Here is an 18,066-nt window from a genome sequence, read left to right on the forward strand (position 1 = left end):
ACGCGGTCAAATTGTGGGAGCGGGCTTGCCCGCGATGGCGGTGTGTCAGTCAACCAATGTGTGACTGACCCACTGCATCGCGGCCAGGCCCGCTCCCACATGTCTATGTGCTCACGCTCATTGGCGGGAAATCATTTGACATATTTGATTTGTGATCACATATTGAGGCCATAACAACCACAACACAGGTTTTGCCTCATGACCGATGGTCCGCTCCTCCTGCCCACCTTGCGTCAGGTGTCCCGCGATACCCTGCAAGACCAGGTCTACCGCCAGATCCGCGAAGCGCTGATGAGTGGCCGTTTCCAGCCTGGCCAGAAACTCACCATCCGTGGCCTCGCCGAAGCGCTCGGCTCCAGCCCCATGCCGGTACGTGAAGCGTTGCAACGCCTGAGCGCCGAAAACGCCTTTGAAGTCACCGAAACTTCCCGCCTGCGAGTGCGTTTGATGACCGCCGAACGCTTGCGTGAAATTCGCGACACGCGGGTAGCCCTTGAAGGCTTGCTGGCGGAAAAAGCCGTGCTGCTCCTGCAAAAACACGACCTCGACGAAATCACCGATCTGTGCAACCAGATGCAACACGCCGCCGATGAGGTCGACGTATCCCGCTACCTGTGGACCAACTTCGCCTTTCACCGTCGCATTTATGCAGTGGCCCAGGCCGAATTGACCATGGCAGCGGTGGAGAATTTCTGGCTGCACATGGGGCCGTGTTTTGCCCTGGTCGCCCCCGATAAAGCCCACCTGCAACGTTCGATGGAAGCGCATACGCGCATCGTTGAAGCCCTGGCTGCCCGCGATGGCGCCGGCGCGCGGGCAGCGGTGACCGACGACATCATGCAGGCCGCCGATTCCCTGGCGCGCTTGCTCGTCAAAAACGACCGTGCGCGGTCGTCTGTATCAGGAGGTAAACGTGCATGAGTGTCCTACAACGGCTACAGCCTTATCCTGGGTTACGTGTGTTGATTTCCGGCGGGGCTGCCGGCATTGGTGAAGTGTTGGCCGCGGCCTATATGGAAGCCGGCGCCCAAGTGCATGTGTGTGATGTGAGCGAGCCGGCGCTGGCGGCGTTTCGGGATAAATACCCTGGCAGCGTCGCGACCCGCGCCGATGTCAGCGATGCCGCGCAGGTCGAGGCGGTATTCAAGGTGCAGCGCGAGCAGTTCGGCGGTTTGGACGTGTTGGTCAACAATGCCGGAATTGCGGGGCCTACGGGAGGTATCGACACCATCAGCGACGCCGAGTGGCAAGCCACCATCAACATCAATCTCACGGCCCAATACCGCTTTGCCCACTACGCAGTACCGCTGCTCAAGGAATCGTCCCACGGCCATTTGCTGCATATCGCCTCGGTGGCGGGGCGGCTAGGCTACGCGTGGCGTACGCCCTATGCGGCGACCAAATGGGCCATTGTCGGCCTGATGAAATCCTTGGCTTCGGAGTTGGGCGAGAGCGACATCCGCGTCAACGCCTTGCTGCCCGGCATTGTCGAAGGCCCGCGCATGGACGGTGTGATCCGCGCCCGCGCTGAGCAACTCGGCGTGCCCGAAGCTCAGATGCGCCAGGAATACCTCAACAAGATCTCCCTCAAGCGCATGGTCACCGCCGAAGACGTGGCTGCCATGGCCTTGTTCCTCTGTTCGCCCGCCGCACGCAACGTGACCGGCCAGGCGATCAGTGTCGACGGTAACGTCGAGTACCTGTAAGCCACGCAAGCACATATCGCGCTGCACCCAGGATTTTTTTCATAAGAATAAAAGTCGGAGAATCGTCATGCCCAAAAATCGCCCTGTCATCATTACCTGTGCTGTTACCGGCGCCATTCATACGCCGTCGATGTCACCGCATTTGCCCATCACCGCGCAGCAAATCGCCGACGCAGCCATCGGCGCCGCCCAAGCTGGCGCGGCCATTGTGCACTTGCATGCCCGTGACCCGATTGATGGGCGCCCTAGCCAGGACCCGGCGCTGTTCGCCGAATTTTTGCCGCAGATCAAGGCGGCCAGTGACGTGGTGATCAACATCACCACCGGCGGCGCGCCGACTATGGGCGTGGAGGAGCGCCTGCAACCGGTGATGCAGTTCAAGCCGGAATTGGCCTCGTTGAACATGGGGTCGATGAATTTCGGGCTGTACGAAATGCTCAACCGCTTTACCGAGTTCCAGCACGATTGGGAACGCCCGTATCTGGAAGAGAGCGACGACCGGATCTTTCGCAACACCTTCCGCGACATTGCCCACATCCTCAATGCCTGTGCCGATAACCGCACCCGCTTTGAAATCGAGTGCTACGACATCGGCCACCTCTACACCGCCGCGCATTTCCTGGAACGCGGCCTGCTCAAACCACCACTGTTTATCCAGTCGGTGTTTGGTCTGCGTGGCGGCATCGGTGGGCACCCGGAAGACCTGGCGCACATGCGGCGCACTGCCGACCGCCTGTTTGGCGATGACTACGTGTGGTCGATCCTCGGTGCCGGGCGTGGGCAGATCCCGCTGGCGACCATGGGCCTGTCCATGGGCAGCAACGCACGGGTGGGCCTGGAGGATTCGTTGTGGGACGGGCCGGGCAAGCTGGCGGCTTCGAATGCCGACCAGGTACGGCGCATTCGCACGGTGATCGAGGCTCTCGGCCACCGCGTCGCCACGCCCGATGAAGCGCGGGAAATCCTCGGGCTCAAGGGGCGTGACCAGGTCAATTTCTGATCCCGTTTATTTATCGACAAAAAGGCCGCGTCATGACGTGGCCGACATTCCCGCACAACAACAATAAGGGGATCACACCATGCGTATCGAAGTGCCCAAGCACGTCAAGACCGGCTCACCCCGCGAACCGCAGGCCCTCAACAGACTGATGTTTGCCAAGTTGATGCCACTGTTGATCATTGCCTACATTCTGAGCTTTCTGGATCGCACCAACATCGCCCTGGCCAAGCATCACCTGGACGTCGACCTGGGTATTTCTGCCGCCGCCTACGGGTTGGGCGCCGGACTGTTTTTCCTGACCTATGCACTGTCAGAAATCCCCAGCAACCTGATCATGCACAAGGTTGGAGCGCGGTTCTGGATCGCCCGCATCATGGTGACCTGGGGCCTGATCTCTGCGGCGATGGCGTTTGTGCAGGGCGAAACATCGTTCTACGTATTGCGCCTGCTGCTGGGTATTGCCGAAGCCGGTTTATTTCCCGGTGTCATGCTGTACCTGACCTACTGGTTCAACCGCGAACAGCGGGCGCGCGCCACCGGGTATTTCCTGCTGGGCGTGTGCTTTGCCAACATCATCGGTGGCCCTGTGGGCGCGGCTTTGATGCGTATGGACGGTATGCTCGGCTGGCACGGCTGGCAGTGGATGTTCCTACTCGAAGGCCTGCCCGCCGTGGCGTTTGCCTGGGTGGTGTGGCGCAAGTTGCCGGACCGTCCGAGCAAGGCGCCGTGGCTGTCGGCCGAAGAAGCACGCGGTATTGAACAGCGTATCGCCCAGGAAACCGAGGAAGGTGCGGGGGCGGGCGGCCATGCGTTGAAAAACTGGCTGACGCCGCAAATCCTGCTGGCGATCTTTGTGTATTTTTGCCATCAGATCACCCTCTACACCGTGATCTTTTTCTTGCCGAGCATCATCAGCAAATACGGCGAGTTGAGCACCATGAGTGTCGGCCTGCTGACCTCGTTGCCGTGGATCGCGGCGGCACTGGGTGCGGTATTGATCCCGCGTTTTGCGACCACGCCCGGGCGTTGCCGCCGGCTGCTGGTCACTGGGTTGCTGACCATGGCATTGGGGCTGGGCATTGCGTCGGTGTCGGGGCCGGTGTTCAGCCTGTTGGGTTTTTGCCTGTCTGCAGTGATGTTTTTTGTGGTGCAGTCGATCGTGTTTCTCTACCCGGCCTCGCGCCTCAAAGGCGTGGCCTTGGCGGGAGGGCTGGGGTTTGTGAATGCGTGCGGGTTGTTGGGCGGCTTTGTCGGGCCGTCGGTGATGGGCGCCATTGAGATGAGCACGGGCAATGCCATGAACGGCTTGAAAGTCATTACCGTGGTGTTGGTGGTGGCTGCGTTGTCGGCTTTACGCCTGCGCCAGGGCCAGGAAGCGTCTCACACCAGCAACGAAGTGGGGAATCCGGAAGCCAGCACCAGGTAAACCAGCACCGCCGCCAGGCACAAGCCGACAAATGCGCGCAGCAGTGTCCTGGCGGTGGGGTGCACAATGAATTTGATGGCCCAGAGCAAAGCCCCGCTGAGCAGGACGCTTAAGGCGAAAATGACCAGCACAAGGGGGTACCTGCAACCTTCAAGACCTGATTTATAGTCCCAAACCCGTTTATTGAACAGTGCGCACATAGACGCAGCCCCGCAGCCTTCCTAAACTGCCGCTTGTCTTGGGCAAAGGGGCAGGCGCCGATGAATCGCAATGAATTACGCAAGGCCGACATCAACTTGATGGTGGTCTTCGAAGCACTGATGCTCGAGCGCAATGTGACGCGGGTGGCGGAGAAGCTGTTTCTCGGCCAACCAACCATCAGCTCGGCCCTCAACCGCCTGCGTACCTTGTTCAACGACCCACTGTTTATTCGTGTCGGCCATCGCATGGAGCCTACGGCGCGCGCCGAGGAGATCATCCAGCACCTGTCGCCAGCCCTGGACTCGCTGTCTTCGGCCCTGAGCCTGACCCATGATTTCGACCCGTCCATCAGCACCATGACTTTCCGCATCGGCCTGTCCGATGACGTGGAGTTCGGCCTGCTGCCACCCTTGCTGCGCGCCTTGCGCCAGGAGGCGCCGCAGGTGGTGTTTGTGGTGCAGCATGTGGATTACTGGCGCATTCCGGACCTGTTGGCTTCCGGCGATATTACCGTCGGCATCACCCAGACCCGCGGGCTGCCGGCCAATGCCAAGCGTAAGCTGTTGCGGCACATCCGCCCGTGCCTGCTGCGCGCCGATGCCTCGGACACACCGCTGACCCTCGACGAATATTGCGCACGGCCCCATGTGCTGGTGTCCCACACCGCCAACGTCGCCGGGTTTGCCGATGAGTGGCTGGCCGAGGTGGGCCGCAAACGCCATGTAGTGCTCTCGGTGCCGCAATACAGCTCGTTGCCGGCCTTGCTTGCCGGCACCGACATGATCGCCAGCCTGCCCGATTACACCGCCCAGGCCATGGCTGCCAGCGGGAACCTGTTCTGCGAGCCGTTCCCGTTCGAAACCCCGACTCTGGATTTGTCGATGGTGTGGCTCAGCCATGTCGACACCGACCCGGCGGAGCGCTGGATGCGCTCGCGGCTGGAGGCATTCATGAGTGATAGAGGGCTGGTGGCCAAGGCTTGAGGTGTTTTTCCGTGGTATATAGCTTGGCATCTTCCTACAAAAAACTCGGAGAAAAGCATGCCGCACCTGCACTTGGAACACACCGCCAACCTGACGCAACTGGACATCGACAAGGCCCTGTTGCGCCTTAACCATGCGTTGGTGGCCTCCGGTCAGTTCGGCGCCGAGTTCGACATCAAGAGCCGTGCGGTGGCGGTCGAGCGATTTCGGGTCGGCACTGGCCTGGGTGAGCGCGGTTTTGTCGCGGTGCGTCTGGCGTTATTGAGCGGGCGTTCACCGCAGATCAAGAAGCAGCTATCAGAAAGCCTGCTGGCGGTACTTCAGGACCTGGGCCCGTGGCCCGAAGGTGTGCAGGTACAACTGAGTGTCGAGCTGCTGGATATTGATCGCGATTCCTACAGCAAAATCGCCATCGGCTGACTTCCACCATCGCCATCCAATTACAAAAGGCCCTGATCCGCACACACCTTCACCACTTGCTCCCGAAACCAGGTATTGGCGCTGTCCTGCCCACCGGTTTCGTTCCACTGCATATCCAGGGTGAACCCCGGCAAACCGTTAGGTGCTTCGCAAACACCGAATGCCGGCGCCGGTGCCAGTAACTTTTGCACGCGGCGGGGCAGGGTGACGATGAAGTCGGTGCCGGCAATCATCTTCAATGCCGCGCTGTAGCTGTTGGCCCGTGCAATCACCTGACGCTTGCGCGCCTGGCGCGCAAGCCAGCCGTCGATCATGTTGGTGTCGGAGGTCCAGGGTGTGGGGAATACGTGGCGCCGCTCAACGAAGGACTGCAGGCTGAACGCCTGTTCCCTCGGCGCTGAGCGTTGGTCGCACACGCAGACCAAGTCGTCCTCCAACAGCATCTGGGTCTTGAAGTCTTTGTGAGCGCGGTGAAAGTGCGGGCCGAAACAGATCACCAGGTCCAGGCGACCCTCACGCAGGTCGTCGGCGGGGATGTCGGTTTCCAGCTTCTGCACGTTGACGATCACCGGCAGGTCGGCATGGTCGAAACGCTTCAACAGGCGCGGCAGAATCAGCTGCTCGAAATATTCCGGCGCACACACATTGAAGGTCACGGCCTGTTGGGTCGGATCAAAAGCCTGGCCACCGGCATGGCACAGGTTGATGCTTTCCAGAATCTTCTGCACATGCTCGTACATGGTGGTGGCCTTGTACGTAGGACGCATGCCTGCGCGGGTGTTGATAAACAGCTCATCTTCAAAGCTGGTGCGCAGCTTCTTCAGGCTATAGCTCACGGTGGACTGGCTGACGAACAGCGTTTCAGACACCTCGGTAACGCTGCTCTGGTCGTAGACGGCGATAAACACCATCAAATCCTGCATATCGAGCTTTCTGAGCAAGTTACTGTTTAGCATCGGTTTCGTCCGTAAACCCTTTGTACCGAACTCAGTACAAGACTGAGCAAAATGTTAACGGAACGCTCGTACCAATAGAAAGCTCTGTAGGACCTTTCAATGTTTTGTGTGGGACAAAAAATGTTTTTAATACGACGTCAGCGGATATGGCGTGCGTAATGCGCCGGGTTGAAACGCATGACGATCAGCAGCATCAGCCCGCTCACTGCCATCAATGACCACCAGGCCCATTCGAAGCTGCCCAACTGGTCGCGGATCATGCCGGCGATCAGCGGCGACAGGCCGGCGATCAGATAACCGATGCCCTGCACAAACGCGGTAAGGCCACCGGCACGGCGCGGGTTGTCGAGGTGGTCCAGGGACAGGATCAGGCTCATCGGGAACAGGCCGCCAATCCCCAGGCCTAGCAGGCAGGGCCACAACAGGCTCCAATGTTGCGGGCTGAGGATTAGGCCGCAGAAACCCAGGATGATCAGCACCAGCAGCACCGCCACCACGCCGCGTTTATCCTGGCGGCGGTTGGCGATGGCCGGTGTGACCAGGCCGGAGATCACTTCCATGGCAGTCAAGAAACCCAGCAGCAAGCCGGCATTTTGTTCACTCCAACCCTGCTCGACGTAGTACGGCGCCAGCCATGCCAGCACACAGGTGTAGGACGCGGTGCCGAGGCCAAAAAAGATCGCCAGCAACCAGGCGCGGCGATTGCTGAAAAAAGCCTCCTGGGGGCCCGAACCGGCGTGGGGTAAGGGCGGCAGGGCCGAACGCTGCGCATACCAGAACACCAGGGCCAACAACGCCAGCAGTGCCCAGATCGCCAGGCCGATACGCCAGCTGCCGGTCTGGGTTTGCACCAACGGCGAGAACGAAGCAGCCAGGGCCGCGCCGCCCATGATCGCGGTGACATACAGGCCCATGAATAACGAAACATTGGCGCTGAAACGCGACTTGATCAGCGCCGGCATCAACGCCTGGATCAGCGCAATGCCGACTCCCGCCGCGATGGCACTCACGATCAGTTCCAGTGCCGAATCCAGGAACAACCGCGACAAGGTCGCCAGCCCAATCACCAGCAGCGACACGACAATGCTGCGATGCTCGCCCACGCGCTTGGCCAGGCCCATGCCAAAGAACATCGCCAGGCCCATGGCCATGACTGGCAACATGGTCAGTAAGGCGGCGCTGCTGAAATTTAGCGGCACATCCGCACGAATCGACGCCAATAACGGCCCCACGGCCGCCATCGACGGACGCAAATTGAGGGCGACGAGCACCACGCTGATCATCAGCCATAGTGCGCAGGTGGATTTTGCCTGAACGTTTTCCATGGGCCTGCCTTGAATTAACAAGGGCGAATCAGGCCATGGAGTGTGTAGCGGGGCAAATCAGAAAGTCGCAGGGGCTATTGAAAAAATGCGGATGCGAAGTGGTGAGGTAAAAGCGCATTGGGCGTCGGCTGTCAGGCCGTCACGGGAGTAAGCTCCCTCGCCACAGGCCCAACTTAGCGGGATTACAGACTCGGCAACTCCCACCGCGCCTGGTCGATTTCAAGCAATGTGGGCCCCTGGCGATCAGCGGCGGCACGTAAAGCCGTGCGCAACCCTTCAATGCCATGGACGCTTTGTGCCGCGCAGCCCAGAGCCTTGGCCACACCGATAAAGTCCGGCGTGTAGATGTCCACACCCACCGGCTCGATGTCACGGTTGACCATGTACTTCTTGATCTCTTCATAACCCTGGTTATTCCACAACAGCACGATCACCGGTGTACGGGCCTCCACCGCGCTGGCCAGTTCCGGCAGGGTGAATTGCAAACCGCCGTCGCCGATCAGGCACACCACCGGTTGGCCATCGCCGCGCCCGAGCCAGGCCCCCATGGCGGCGGGCAGGGCATAACCCAGGGTGCCGTAACCGGTAGAGGCGTTGAACCAGCAGCGTGGGTGGTCGAGGTTCAGGGTCAGGTTGCCGCTGTACACCGGTTGAGTGGAGTCGCCCACGAACACTACGCCCGGCAGTTCCTCCAGAACGGCGTTGAGAAACCGGGTTTGCACGCGCGTCGCAGCGTCCCACGTAGGTTCCAGCTCGGCCCATAAACGGGCGACGCGTGCTGTGCCCCAGTCGGTAGTGCGCGGCGTCAGCGGCTGGCGGTTGATTTCGGTGAGCAGGGCCTGGGCGGCGATGCGTGCGTCGGCCACTAGTGCCACTTGGGGCGGGTAGTTGCGTACGGTCTGGTCCGGGTCAATATCGATGCGCAACAGCGCACCGGGAATGTTGAAACCACCGGCGAAGGTGACGTCGTAGTCGGTCTCTGCCAACTCGGTGCCGATCGCCAATACCACGTCAGCCTCAGCCACCAGGGCACGGGTGGCGGGCAGTGTTTGCGTGGAGCCGATCAGCAGCGGGTGCGCGGCCGGCAACATACCCTTGGCGTTGATGGTCAGGGCCACGGGCGCGCCGAGGGCTTCTGCGAGGCGGGTCAGTTCGGCGGCTGCGTCAATGGCGCCGCCACCGGCCAGGATCAGCGGGCGCTTGGCCGCAGCCAGCCTCTGGCTCATCTGCTGCACGGCCGCCGGTGCCGCGCCAGCGCGGGTGACGCTGACAGGCGTGCTACCCAGCAACGCGTCGGCATTTTCCACCAACACATCCAGGGGGATCTCGATATGCACCGGGCGCGGCCGACCGGCCTGAAACAACGCAAACGCCCGCGCCAGCACGGCGGGCAGTTCAGCCGCCGACATCAAGGTGTGGGAGAACGCCGCCACCCCGGCCACCAGCGCGCTCTGGTTCGGCAGCTCATGCAACTTGCCGCGCCCACCGCCCAGTTGGCTGCGTGACTGCACGCTGGATATCACCAGCATCGGGATCGAGTCGGCATAGGCCTGGCCCATGGCCGTGGTGATATTGGTCATGCCGGGGCCGGTGATGATAAAGCACACGCCGGGCTTGCCAGAGGTGCGCGCATAACCGTCGGCCATGAAGCCGGCGCCCTGTTCGTGGCGCGGGGTGACATGTCGAATGCTGGAGCGCGCCAAGCCCCGGTACAGCTCCACGGTATGTACGCCGGGAATGCCGAATACGTGGTCCACGCCGTAGCGTTCCAGGAGGTGCACCAATACTTCGCCGCAGGTCGCCATACAGGTCGCTCTTGTGATGGGGTCGAAGCGCTATTGGAGCGGTTGGCCGGTGGCGGCAACAATCGATAAAAAGTCATACTCGCCATGTCCTCCCGTCATGGCTGCGCCCCGATGAAACGCCTCCCACCGTTACCTGCGTTGCACACCTTCTGGGTCACAGCCCAGTGCTGCAACTTCACCCGTGCCGCCGAACACCTGCACATTACCCAGGGCGCGGTGAGTCGACAGGTGGCCGGGTTGGAAAGCCAGTTGGGCTATGCCTTGTTTCAGCGCCAGGCGCGTGGCTTGAGCCTGACGGAGGAGGGGCGCGAATGGCTGGCATGCGCGCAACAGGTGTTTGGCTTGCTCGCTGACGCGGTGGAGCACATCGGTGACCGGCGCCGCACCTTGCAGCTCAAAGCGTCCACCTGCGTGATGCGCTGGTTGTTGCCGCGCTTGCTGCAATGGCAAAAAGAACGCCCGGATGTGCCGGTGGAGCTCACCACGACGGTGGCCTATAACGTCGACTTTCGTCGTGAGCCGTTTGACGCGGCGGTGATCTACGGGCCCATCGCCGAGCAGTCGGCCGAGGCGCGGCATCTGTTCGACGAGCGTCTCACGCCGGTCTGCGTGCCTGGGTTGCTGGGCAGTTTGCGTACGCCGCAGGATTTGCAGCATCAGGTACTGTTGCACCCGACCCGAGACGAGCGCGATTGGACGTTGTGGCTCAAGGCTGCCAATGCCTGCTTGAGCGACCCCATCCAACGGCACCACTTCGAAACCTTGGACTTGGCAATGACCGTAGCGTCCCAGGGCTCCGGGGTGGCGATGGGCGACAGTGCGTTGATTGGCGAGGATCTGAGGGCGGGGCGGTTGGCGATGCCGTTTGAACTGCGGGTGTCGACGGGGATGGGGTATTTCCTGGTGTATCCGCCGGGGAAGGAACCGTCGGTTGGGTTGGTCGCGCTGATGGATTGGTTGGTGAGTGAGGCCAGTGTGGGATGACAGCCTACGCCTATCTACCTGACTCGCCGCGATCCAACTGTGGCTGGCTTGCCTGCGATGACGGCCTGAAAGCCGACACCTATCTACCTGACACCCCGACGATCCAGATGTGGGAGCTGGCTTGCCTGCGATGAGGGCCTGAAAGCCAACGCCTATCTACCAGACACCCCACGATCCAACTGTGGGAGCGGGCTTGCTCGCGAAGGCGGACTGACAGTCAACACAGTTGGATTGTGTACATATCCATTGCTGCGGTAACGGCCGCCTAGGGTTCCGCTCTGACAGCGGGTCACTTTGGAAAAGAGCCGAAATGCCGGCCCAGCCCAAAGTAACCAAAGGGCTCTTGCCCCACCACTCGGCACCTCGCCTAGGCTCGGTGTGCCCGTAATCCGCCAGTGATTTGGGGGGCCGCCGCCACGCGCCATTCATGGCGCGGGGCGGTTAAACCGGCATCCCTGCCGGTTTACCCCCCAAATCACTGTCGAATTCCGGCCAGCGTGGTTTAACGGGGCGCCTAAGATCAAGATCAAAAGCAGATCAAAAGCAGATCAAGAGCGGCTCGCTTCGCATCGTGGTTAGCGTTGACGGCGTTGGGTCAGTAACCGACCGTAAAGCGCTGGCGCGAGTGCTTCGGTGTTTCCACTTCATCCAGCATGGCGATGGCGAAGTCGGCAAAACTGATCGAGCTGTTGCCGTCACTGTCCACCAGCAGATCATCCGTGCCCAGGCGGAATTTGCCGGTGCGCTCGGTGCCGTCGAACAGGGCCGATGGCGACAGGAAGGTCCAGTCCAGTTCCTTTTCCTGGCGCAGCGTTTCCAGGAATTGCGCCCCGGCACTGGCTTCAGCTTTATATTCAGCCGGGAACCCTTCGCTGTCGATCACGCGCCCGCCACCGGGCAACAGCAGTGAACCGGCGCCGCCGACCACCAACAAACGTTTCACACCAGCCTTTTTCACCGGGCCGATCACGGCGCTGGCGGGAAGCGTGGCGAAGTGCGCCGCGCTGATCACCACGTCGCTGCCGCTGATGGCGTGTTGCAAGGCTTCGGCATCCAGGGCATCAACCTGTTTGACCGTAACGCCAGGACGCACAGCCAGCTTGTCGGTATTGCGGGCGATGGCGATGACGGTATGCCCGCGGCGCAGCGCTTCTTCCAGCAGTTGGCTACCGGCGCGGCCAGTGGCACCAATGATTGCGATCTTGCTCATGATGTTCTCCAACAGGGTTAAGGTTTAAAGCCAGTTACCACTTCATTTCGCCCTTGGCGACTTTGGCGCTCAGTTCCAGCGAGCTTTCGTCGGCGAGGGTGGGGTAGCGTTTTTTCATGGCCGCAATCAGGGCGGCGGAGTCCTTGGCCTTGGCGGTTTCGAGGTCGAAGGCCTTGATGTAATCGGCGGTGAAGGTGACCGAGGCCAGCGATGGCGTGCCCAGGTAATGGCCCGGCACCACGGTGTTCGGCTTCAGGTCTTCAATGCGCGTGAGGGTAGCCAGCCAGTCTTTATGGGATTGCGCGCTCTGGGTATCGGCCATCCAGACGTGGATGTTTTCAGCGACCACCACACCACCGACCACGGCCTTGATCGACGGAATCCACACAAAGCTGCGATCTGGCTGCGGGCCGTCAAGGCCAACCACTTCAAGCTGTTGCCCTTCCAGGGTCAGGCTGTGGCCTTTAAGCACTTGCGGCATAAGGGTCTTGGCCGGCTTGTCGGCGCCCATTTTCGGGCCCCAGAAGGCCAGCTTGTCGGCGACGGTGGCGTTGATATGGTCCACCACTGGCTGTGGCGCCAGCACTTTGGCGTCGGGGAAGGCGGCGGTCAGGGTGTCGAGGCCGAAGTAGTAGTCCGGGTCGCCATGGCTGATGTAGATGGTGGTCAGGTGCTTGCCGCTGGCGCGGATCTTCTGCACCAGCTGCTCGGCTTGGCCTTTGCCGAATTGCGCATCCACCAGGATCGCGTCTTTCTCGCCGCTCACCAGCACCGAGCTGACCGGGAAGATCGCGGCTTCGCCTGGGTTGTACACGTCGAGTTTCAGCTCTGCCGCTGCTGCGTGGGCAGCGAAGGCCAGGGCGGCGGTGGCCAGGGTCAAGCGTTTGAAGGTCGAGAACATCGGGCAGCTCCTGCCATCGGTAAGGGATGCACAGAGCTTAGTTGCATAAAACACGACAAAAAATGCGATGCTGGGACATAGTTTGTTTCTAAAATCGGGCAAATCATGGATCGTCTTCAAGCAATGCGCGTGTTTGTCACCGTGGTGGACCTGGGCAGCCAATCCGCCGCTGCCGACCACCTTGACCTGTCGCGCCCGGTGGTCTCGCGCTACCTGGCCGAGCTGGAAGACTGGGTGGGCGCACGCCTGCTGCACCGCACCACGCGCAAGCTCAGCCTCACCGCCGCCGGCGGAGAAACGCTGCCGCGTTGCCGGCAATTGTTGGAACTGTGCGGTGATATGCAGGCCGCCGTCAGCGAGCCCGATGATGCGCCCCGAGGCCTGTTGCGCCTGAGCGTCAGCACTTCGTTCGGCCAGGCGCAGCTGGGCGCGGCGATTGCCGAATACGTCAAGCTTTACCCCCTGGTGACGGTGGATTTGCAGATGCTTGATCGCACGGTGAACCTGGTGGACGAGCGCATCGACCTGGCGATCCGCACCAGCAACGATCTGGACCCCAACCTGATCGCCCGGCGCCTGACCGTATGTCGCTCGGTGGTATGCGCCACACCGGCTTATCTGCGCGAGCATCCGGCGCCGCAGAAAGTCGAAGACCTGGCCCGGCACAACTGCCTGACCCACTCTTACTTCGGCAAGAGCCTGTGGCATTTCGAAGAAAACGGAGAGCACGTGTCGGTGCCGGTCCACGGCAATATCACGGCCAACGAAGCCAGCACGTTAATGCGCGTGACGCTGGCCGGGGCAGGGGTGGCGATGTTGCCCAGTTATCAGGCCGGCGAGCTGATTCGCAGTGGGGAGTTGGTGCGCTTGCTGCCGCACGCCGAGCCGCGACAGATGAATATCTATGCGGTGTACGCCTCACGCAAACACATGCCTTCGGCGCTGCGTAGCCTCCTGGATTTCCTGGTGCTGCGGTTTCCCGAAGAGCCGGTTTGGGACATAGGGCTCTGAGGTGAAATAAGCGCGCTGAATGGCAGCGCATCATGGCAAGTTGCCCTGACTGACCTATGCTTTAAACAGCACCCTGTAGATCCGTTCAGAGGTCTGTGCCATGAGCATCAAAACCAGAAAGTACCTGACGATTTTCACCCTCTGCGCATTGGCGACAGCGCTGTATGGGACTGCCGCCTACCGCGTCGAGCAAACACGCATGCAGCCGGCGGCATTCGCCATCAGCTGCCATCAGGACCAATGCGTTCCCCGCACCGGCAGTTTCAGTGCGCTCAGGTAGGCTGCTCTGCCTTCAGTTGTTCACGAAACGCCTTGGGTGAAAAACCGACCCTGCGGCGAAACAGCCGTGAGAAATTGGTCGGGTCGGAAAAGCCCAGCACCTCGGACATCTCGTTGATGGTCATGCTGGTGTAGGTCAGCAGGCGCTTGGCTTCCAGCAACTGGCGATCATGCATGATCTGCAACGCCGGTTGCCCACCCAACTCCCGACACGTCCCGTTCAAGTGTGAGACCGAGATACCCAGCTTGTGGGCCAGGTCTTCAATCTTGGGGTGTTCGCGGTAATGCTGTTCGACCAGTTGCGTAAACCGCCGAAAGTACTCACGACCCCGTGGCGCCCGTGGGTGGCGGCGCTGGATCGCCTGGCGGCTGACCCACACCAATAACACGCTGACCAGGGCGTGCAGCATCATGTCCCGTGCCGGTTGGTCATCGGCGTATTCGTCCTGCAAACGTACGAACAGGCTGTTCAAGTAATCGCTGTCCTTGCCCGCCGGGTAGCTGCCGAGTGTGTGCAGGCCATCGACGGTAGAGCCCAGTTGCGCCTGCAAGTGGCTGACCAGCGGTGCCGACAGCGTTACCACAAACCCTTCCACATCCTCGGAAAAACGAAAGCCGTGCACGCAAAGCGGTGGCAGCACTTGTAGGCTCGACTCATTGAGCGTGGTGCGCTGGCCTTCGATTTCCAGTTGTGCCTGGCCTTTGTGCACATACAGCAACTGGCACAGGTCCGCGTGCCGGTGGGGCTGGATTTCCCACTGGTATTCCCGACTGCGCCGGGAAATGGTTTCGCAGTGCAACAAATCGGGAGTCGGCCACTGCTGGCTTTCCCCGTAAAGCTTGAAGACCGGAATCGCGGTTTTGGTCATGGTTTCAATCCGATACTCAGGATAGTGGTTCGGTAATCGCCCCGATTGGCGAAAAGCACAGGTTTTGACGCAGTTTTCACCTTCTTATGAGCCTCACTCAAGTGAAAAATGTCAGCCACAAGAGCAATGACAACTCTTTCACTCCATACGTTCGCGTGAAGCTTGAAGGTCATAAAAATAATGAAAACCCTGAAAACCCAAGTCGCCATTATCGGTGCCGGTCCTTCCGGATTGCTGCTCGGCCAACTGCTGCACAATGCTGGCATCCAGACCCTCGTTCTAGAGCGTCAGAGCGCCGATTACGTACAAGGCCGTATCCGCGCCGGTGTGTTGGAACAGGGCATGGTCGACCTGCTGCGCGAAGCCGGGGTCAGCCAACGCATGGACGCCGAGGGTCTGGTGCACGACGGGTTTGACATTGCCCTCAATGGCCAACTCACTTCCATCGACCTCAAGGCCTTGACCGGCGGCCAGTCGGTGATGATCTACGGCCAGACCGAGGTCACCCGCGACCTGATGGCCGCCCGCGCAGCCGCCGGTGCCATCACCCTGTACGAAGCCTCCAATGTTCAACCCCATGACCTGAAAAGTGAACAGCCCTGGCTGACCTTCGAGCATGAAGGCCAAGCCTTTCGCCTGGAGTGCGACTACATTGCCGGCTGCGACGGTTTCCATGGTGTGGCCCGCCAGTCGATACCGGCGCAAGCGCTGAAGGTGTTCGAACGCGTCTACCCCTTCGGCTGGCTGGGCGTGCTGGCCGACACGCCGCCGGTACATGCCGAACTGGTGTACGCCAAACACGCGCGGGGTTTTGCGCTGTGCAGCATGCGGTCGCCGACCCGCAGCCGTTACTACCTGCAAGTGCCGGTCGAAGAGAAGCTGGAAGACTGGGCGGATGAACGTTTCTGGGATGAACTCAAAAGCCGCCTGCCCGGCTCATTGGCTGAACAATTGGTTACTGGCCCGTCGATCGAGAAAAGCATCGCGCCGCTGCGCAGCTTTGTGGTGGAACCCATGCAGTACGGGCGCCTGTTCCTGCTCGGCGATGCCGCGCACATTGTGCCGCCCACCGGTGCCAAGGGCTTGAACCTGGCGGCCAGTGATGTGAGCACCTTGTTTCGCATCTTGCTCAAGGTGTACCACGAAGGGCGCCTGGACTTGCTGGAAAAATACTCGGCAATCTGTCTGCGCCGAGTGTGGAAAGCCGAGCGGTTTTCCTGGTGGATGACCTCGATGCTGCATCAGTTTCCCCAGGCGGACGCCTTCAGCCAGCGCATTGCCGAGAGCGAGCTGGTCTATTTCATCCACTCCCAGGCCGGGCGCAAAACCATCGCAGAAAATTACGTCGGCCTTCCTTACGAGCCTATCGAATAGCCTGCTATCGTATCGAGCATTCCCACCGGTGACCGTTGCCTGTGGGCCCTGCTCGAAGGTTCTGCCGTGACTCACCTCAATCAGCCCGCTCCAACCGTTCCCGCCGTGCGCAGTATCCTGGTCGCGCTGATGATGGCGATCTTCCTGGGTGCCCTGGACCAGACCATTGTCGCCGTGTCCATGCCGGCCATTTCCGCACAGTTCCATGACGTCAACCTGCTGGCCTGGGTGATCTCCGGCTACATGGTGGCGATGACCGTGGCGGTGCCGATCTACGGCAAGCTCGGTGACCTGTATGGGCGCCGGCCCATGATGCTCATCGGCATGGGCCTGTTCACCCTGGCGTCGTTGTTTTGCGGCCTGGCGCAAAGCATGGAGCAACTTGTGCTGGCGCGGGTGCTGCAGGGCATCGGCGCTGGCGGGATGGTCTCTGTGAGCCAGGCGATCATTGGCGACATTATTCCTCCCCGCGAACGGGGACGTTATCAGGGGTATTTCAGCAGCATGTACGCGGTGGCCAGCGTGGCCGGGCCGGTGCTGGGCGGTTATATGACCGAGTACCTGTCGTGGCGCTGGGTGTTTTTGATCAACCTGCCACTGGGCGTCGGCGCCTGGTACGTGGCCCATCGCACCCTGGTGGGGCTGCCGGTGCCGCAGCGCAAGCCGATCATCGATTACCTCGGCACGGTGCTGATGATCGTCGGCCTCACCGCCTTGTTGCTGGGCATCACTGAAATCGGCCAGGGCCATTCGTGGCGTGACGATCAAGTGCTGGGGTTGCTGGCCTGCGCACTGATGGCGTTAAGCGTGTTTGTGTGGCACGAACGCCGGGCGCGGGAACCGCTGTTGCCGATGCACTTGTTTGCCAACCGCAGTGCGGTGTTGTGCTGGTGCACGATTTTCGTCACCAGCTTCCAGGCGATTTCCCTGACAGTGCTGATGCCCCTGCGCTACCAGACCGTGACCGGCGCTGGGGCCGACAGCGCAGCCCTGCACTTGCTGCCGTTGGCGATGGGCTTGCCGATGGGCGCGTATTTCGCCGGGCGCATGACCTCGGTGACCGGCCGCTATAAACCGATGATCCTCAGCGGCGCGGTGTTGAGCCCGCTGGCGATTCTCGGCATGGCCTACAGCGCGCCCCAGGCGGTGGCGCTTACCAGCGTCTTCATGTTGTTGTGCGGTATCGCCGCCGGCATGCAGTTCCCGACCTCGTTGGTGGGGACGCAGAACTCGGTGGAGCAACGGGATATCGGTGTGGCCACCAGCACCACCAACCTGTTTCGCTCCCTGGGCGGGGCAGTGGGGGTGGCTTGCATGTCGGCGTTGCTGCTGGCGCTGTTACACGATTCCAGTTTCGCCCATCTGGCAAGCGGCGCACTGGTGGCCGAAGGCAGTTCCGGCAACGTGCTGCTCGACGGCCTCAACGCCGCACCCGGCCCGGCGCAAGATGCGTTGCGCGGCGAGCTGGCGGTGACGTTCCGGCATTTGCTGATGGTGAGTGCGGCGGTGTCGCTGCTGGGGTTGGCCGCTGCGATAGCGATGCCGAATCGGGTACTGCGCGGCCGTGAAGACAAAGTTAGATAAGCGGACGCGGAGCGTCCCAGGCGGCGTTCCCA

The 18,066-nt window shown here is 61.2% G+C and carries 18 protein-coding genes; 11 read left to right on the plus strand and 7 right to left on the minus strand.

Features of this window, described 5'->3' with window-relative positions:
• The first annotated feature begins 198 nt into the window (after positions 1-198).
• The 4 genes from AB9N64_RS25765 to AB9N64_RS25780 all read left to right on the plus strand — a co-directional run bounded on the left by AB9N64_RS25765 (position 199) and on the right by AB9N64_RS25780 (position 4,132).
• A complete protein-coding gene (locus AB9N64_RS25765; protein WP_014717458.1) occupies positions 199-921 on the plus strand; it encodes a GntR family transcriptional regulator in 723 nt (240 codons plus the stop codon).
• Entirely contained in the window at positions 918-1,706 is a 789-nt protein-coding gene (locus tag AB9N64_RS25770; RefSeq protein WP_371359767.1) for an SDR family oxidoreductase, read from the plus strand. Before AB9N64_RS25765 ends, AB9N64_RS25770 begins: the two co-directional genes overlap by 4 nt.
• A gap of 67 nt (positions 1,707-1,773) precedes the next feature.
• Complete coding sequence (locus tag AB9N64_RS25775) at positions 1,774-2,706, plus strand: 3-keto-5-aminohexanoate cleavage protein (protein WP_019818448.1); 933 nt, start codon at positions 1,774-1,776, stop codon at positions 2,704-2,706.
• Positions 2,707-2,785: 79 nt separating this feature from the next.
• Entirely contained in the window at positions 2,786-4,132 is a 1,347-nt protein-coding gene (locus AB9N64_RS25780) for an MFS transporter (RefSeq protein ID WP_019818444.1), read from the plus strand.
• Here AB9N64_RS25780 and AB9N64_RS25785 read toward each other — a convergent pair.
• Positions 4,087-4,263, minus strand: coding sequence for a hypothetical protein (locus AB9N64_RS25785; protein WP_155766211.1), 177 nt, complete (start codon positions 4,261-4,263; stop codon positions 4,087-4,089). The two genes, AB9N64_RS25780 and AB9N64_RS25785, sit on opposite strands and share 46 nt — an antisense overlap.
• Positions 4,264-4,392: 129 nt before the next feature.
• On the opposite strand from AB9N64_RS25785, the gene AB9N64_RS25790 reads away from it, so the two are divergent.
• Positions 4,393-5,316, plus strand: coding sequence for a LysR substrate-binding domain-containing protein (locus tag AB9N64_RS25790; RefSeq protein ID WP_014717462.1), 924 nt, complete (start codon positions 4,393-4,395; stop codon positions 5,314-5,316).
• Positions 5,317-5,373: 57 nt separating this feature from the next.
• Positions 5,374-5,736, plus strand: a complete 363-nt coding sequence (locus tag AB9N64_RS25795) for a 5-carboxymethyl-2-hydroxymuconate Delta-isomerase (protein WP_014717463.1) — start codon at positions 5,374-5,376, stop codon at positions 5,734-5,736.
• A 20-nt stretch (positions 5,737-5,756) separates the two neighbouring features.
• Here the strand turns inward: AB9N64_RS25795 and AB9N64_RS25800 are convergent, their stop codons facing one another.
• The 3 genes from AB9N64_RS25800 to AB9N64_RS25810 form a co-directional block, all read right to left on the minus strand.
• Complete coding sequence (locus AB9N64_RS25800; RefSeq protein WP_371359768.1) at positions 5,757-6,692, minus strand: LysR family transcriptional regulator; 936 nt, start codon at positions 6,690-6,692, stop codon at positions 5,757-5,759.
• A gap of 137 nt (positions 6,693-6,829) precedes the next feature.
• The gene (locus AB9N64_RS25805) at positions 6,830-8,017 is read right to left on the minus strand and encodes a cyanate transporter (RefSeq protein WP_371359769.1); all 1,188 of its coding nucleotides are present in this window, start codon (positions 8,015-8,017) and stop codon (positions 6,830-6,832) included.
• A 182-nt stretch (positions 8,018-8,199) separates the two neighbouring features.
• A complete protein-coding gene (locus AB9N64_RS25810; RefSeq protein ID WP_020301048.1) occupies positions 8,200-9,822 on the minus strand; it encodes a 5-guanidino-2-oxopentanoate decarboxylase in 1,623 nt (540 codons plus the stop codon).
• A 111-nt stretch (positions 9,823-9,933) separates the two neighbouring features.
• Here AB9N64_RS25810 and AB9N64_RS25815 point away from each other — a divergent pair, with 111 nt between their 5' ends.
• Positions 9,934-10,806 (plus strand): LysR substrate-binding domain-containing protein, encoded by an 873-nt coding sequence (locus AB9N64_RS25815; protein WP_020301049.1) that lies wholly within the window; start codon positions 9,934-9,936, stop codon positions 10,804-10,806.
• A gap of 595 nt (positions 10,807-11,401) precedes the next feature.
• Here AB9N64_RS25815 and AB9N64_RS25820 read toward each other — a convergent pair.
• Entirely contained in the window at positions 11,402-12,016 is a 615-nt protein-coding gene (locus AB9N64_RS25820) for an NAD(P)-dependent oxidoreductase (protein WP_014717468.1), read from the minus strand.
• A gap of 34 nt (positions 12,017-12,050) precedes the next feature.
• Positions 12,051-12,917 (minus strand): MBL fold metallo-hydrolase, encoded by an 867-nt coding sequence (locus AB9N64_RS25825; protein WP_371359770.1) that lies wholly within the window; start codon positions 12,915-12,917, stop codon positions 12,051-12,053.
• Positions 12,918-13,022: 105 nt separating this feature from the next.
• Between AB9N64_RS25825 and AB9N64_RS25830 the strand changes: the two genes are divergently transcribed.
• Together AB9N64_RS25830 and AB9N64_RS25835 are read left to right on the plus strand one after the other, a co-directional pair.
• The gene (locus AB9N64_RS25830) at positions 13,023-13,928 is read left to right on the plus strand and encodes a LysR family transcriptional regulator (protein WP_014717470.1); all 906 of its coding nucleotides are present in this window, start codon (positions 13,023-13,025) and stop codon (positions 13,926-13,928) included.
• Positions 13,929-14,028: 100 nt separating this feature from the next.
• Entirely contained in the window at positions 14,029-14,208 is a 180-nt protein-coding gene (locus AB9N64_RS25835; protein ID WP_003189580.1) for a hypothetical protein, read from the plus strand.
• Here the strand turns inward: AB9N64_RS25835 and AB9N64_RS25840 are convergent.
• Entirely contained in the window at positions 14,201-15,076 is an 876-nt protein-coding gene (locus AB9N64_RS25840; protein WP_014717471.1) for a helix-turn-helix domain-containing protein, read from the minus strand. The two genes, AB9N64_RS25835 and AB9N64_RS25840, sit on opposite strands and share 8 nt — an antisense overlap.
• A gap of 189 nt (positions 15,077-15,265) precedes the next feature.
• On the opposite strand from AB9N64_RS25840, the gene pobA reads away from it, so the two are divergent.
• Positions 15,266-16,450 carry a 4-hydroxybenzoate 3-monooxygenase gene (gene pobA, locus AB9N64_RS25845; protein ID WP_371360399.1) on the plus strand — a complete coding sequence of 395 codons (1,185 nt, stop codon included), beginning with the start codon at positions 15,266-15,268 and terminating at the stop codon, positions 16,448-16,450.
• Between the two features lie 66 nt (positions 16,451-16,516).
• Positions 16,517-18,034, plus strand: a complete 1,518-nt coding sequence (locus tag AB9N64_RS25850) for an MDR family MFS transporter (protein ID WP_072434364.1) — start codon at positions 16,517-16,519, stop codon at positions 18,032-18,034.
• Positions 18,035-18,066: the final 32 nt, after the last annotated feature.

The sequence above is a fragment of the Pseudomonas sp. KT_2_4 genome (genome assembly GCF_041410225.1).
GTDB classification, from domain to species: Bacteria; Pseudomonadota; Gammaproteobacteria; order Pseudomonadales; family Pseudomonadaceae; genus Aquipseudomonas; species Aquipseudomonas paracarnis.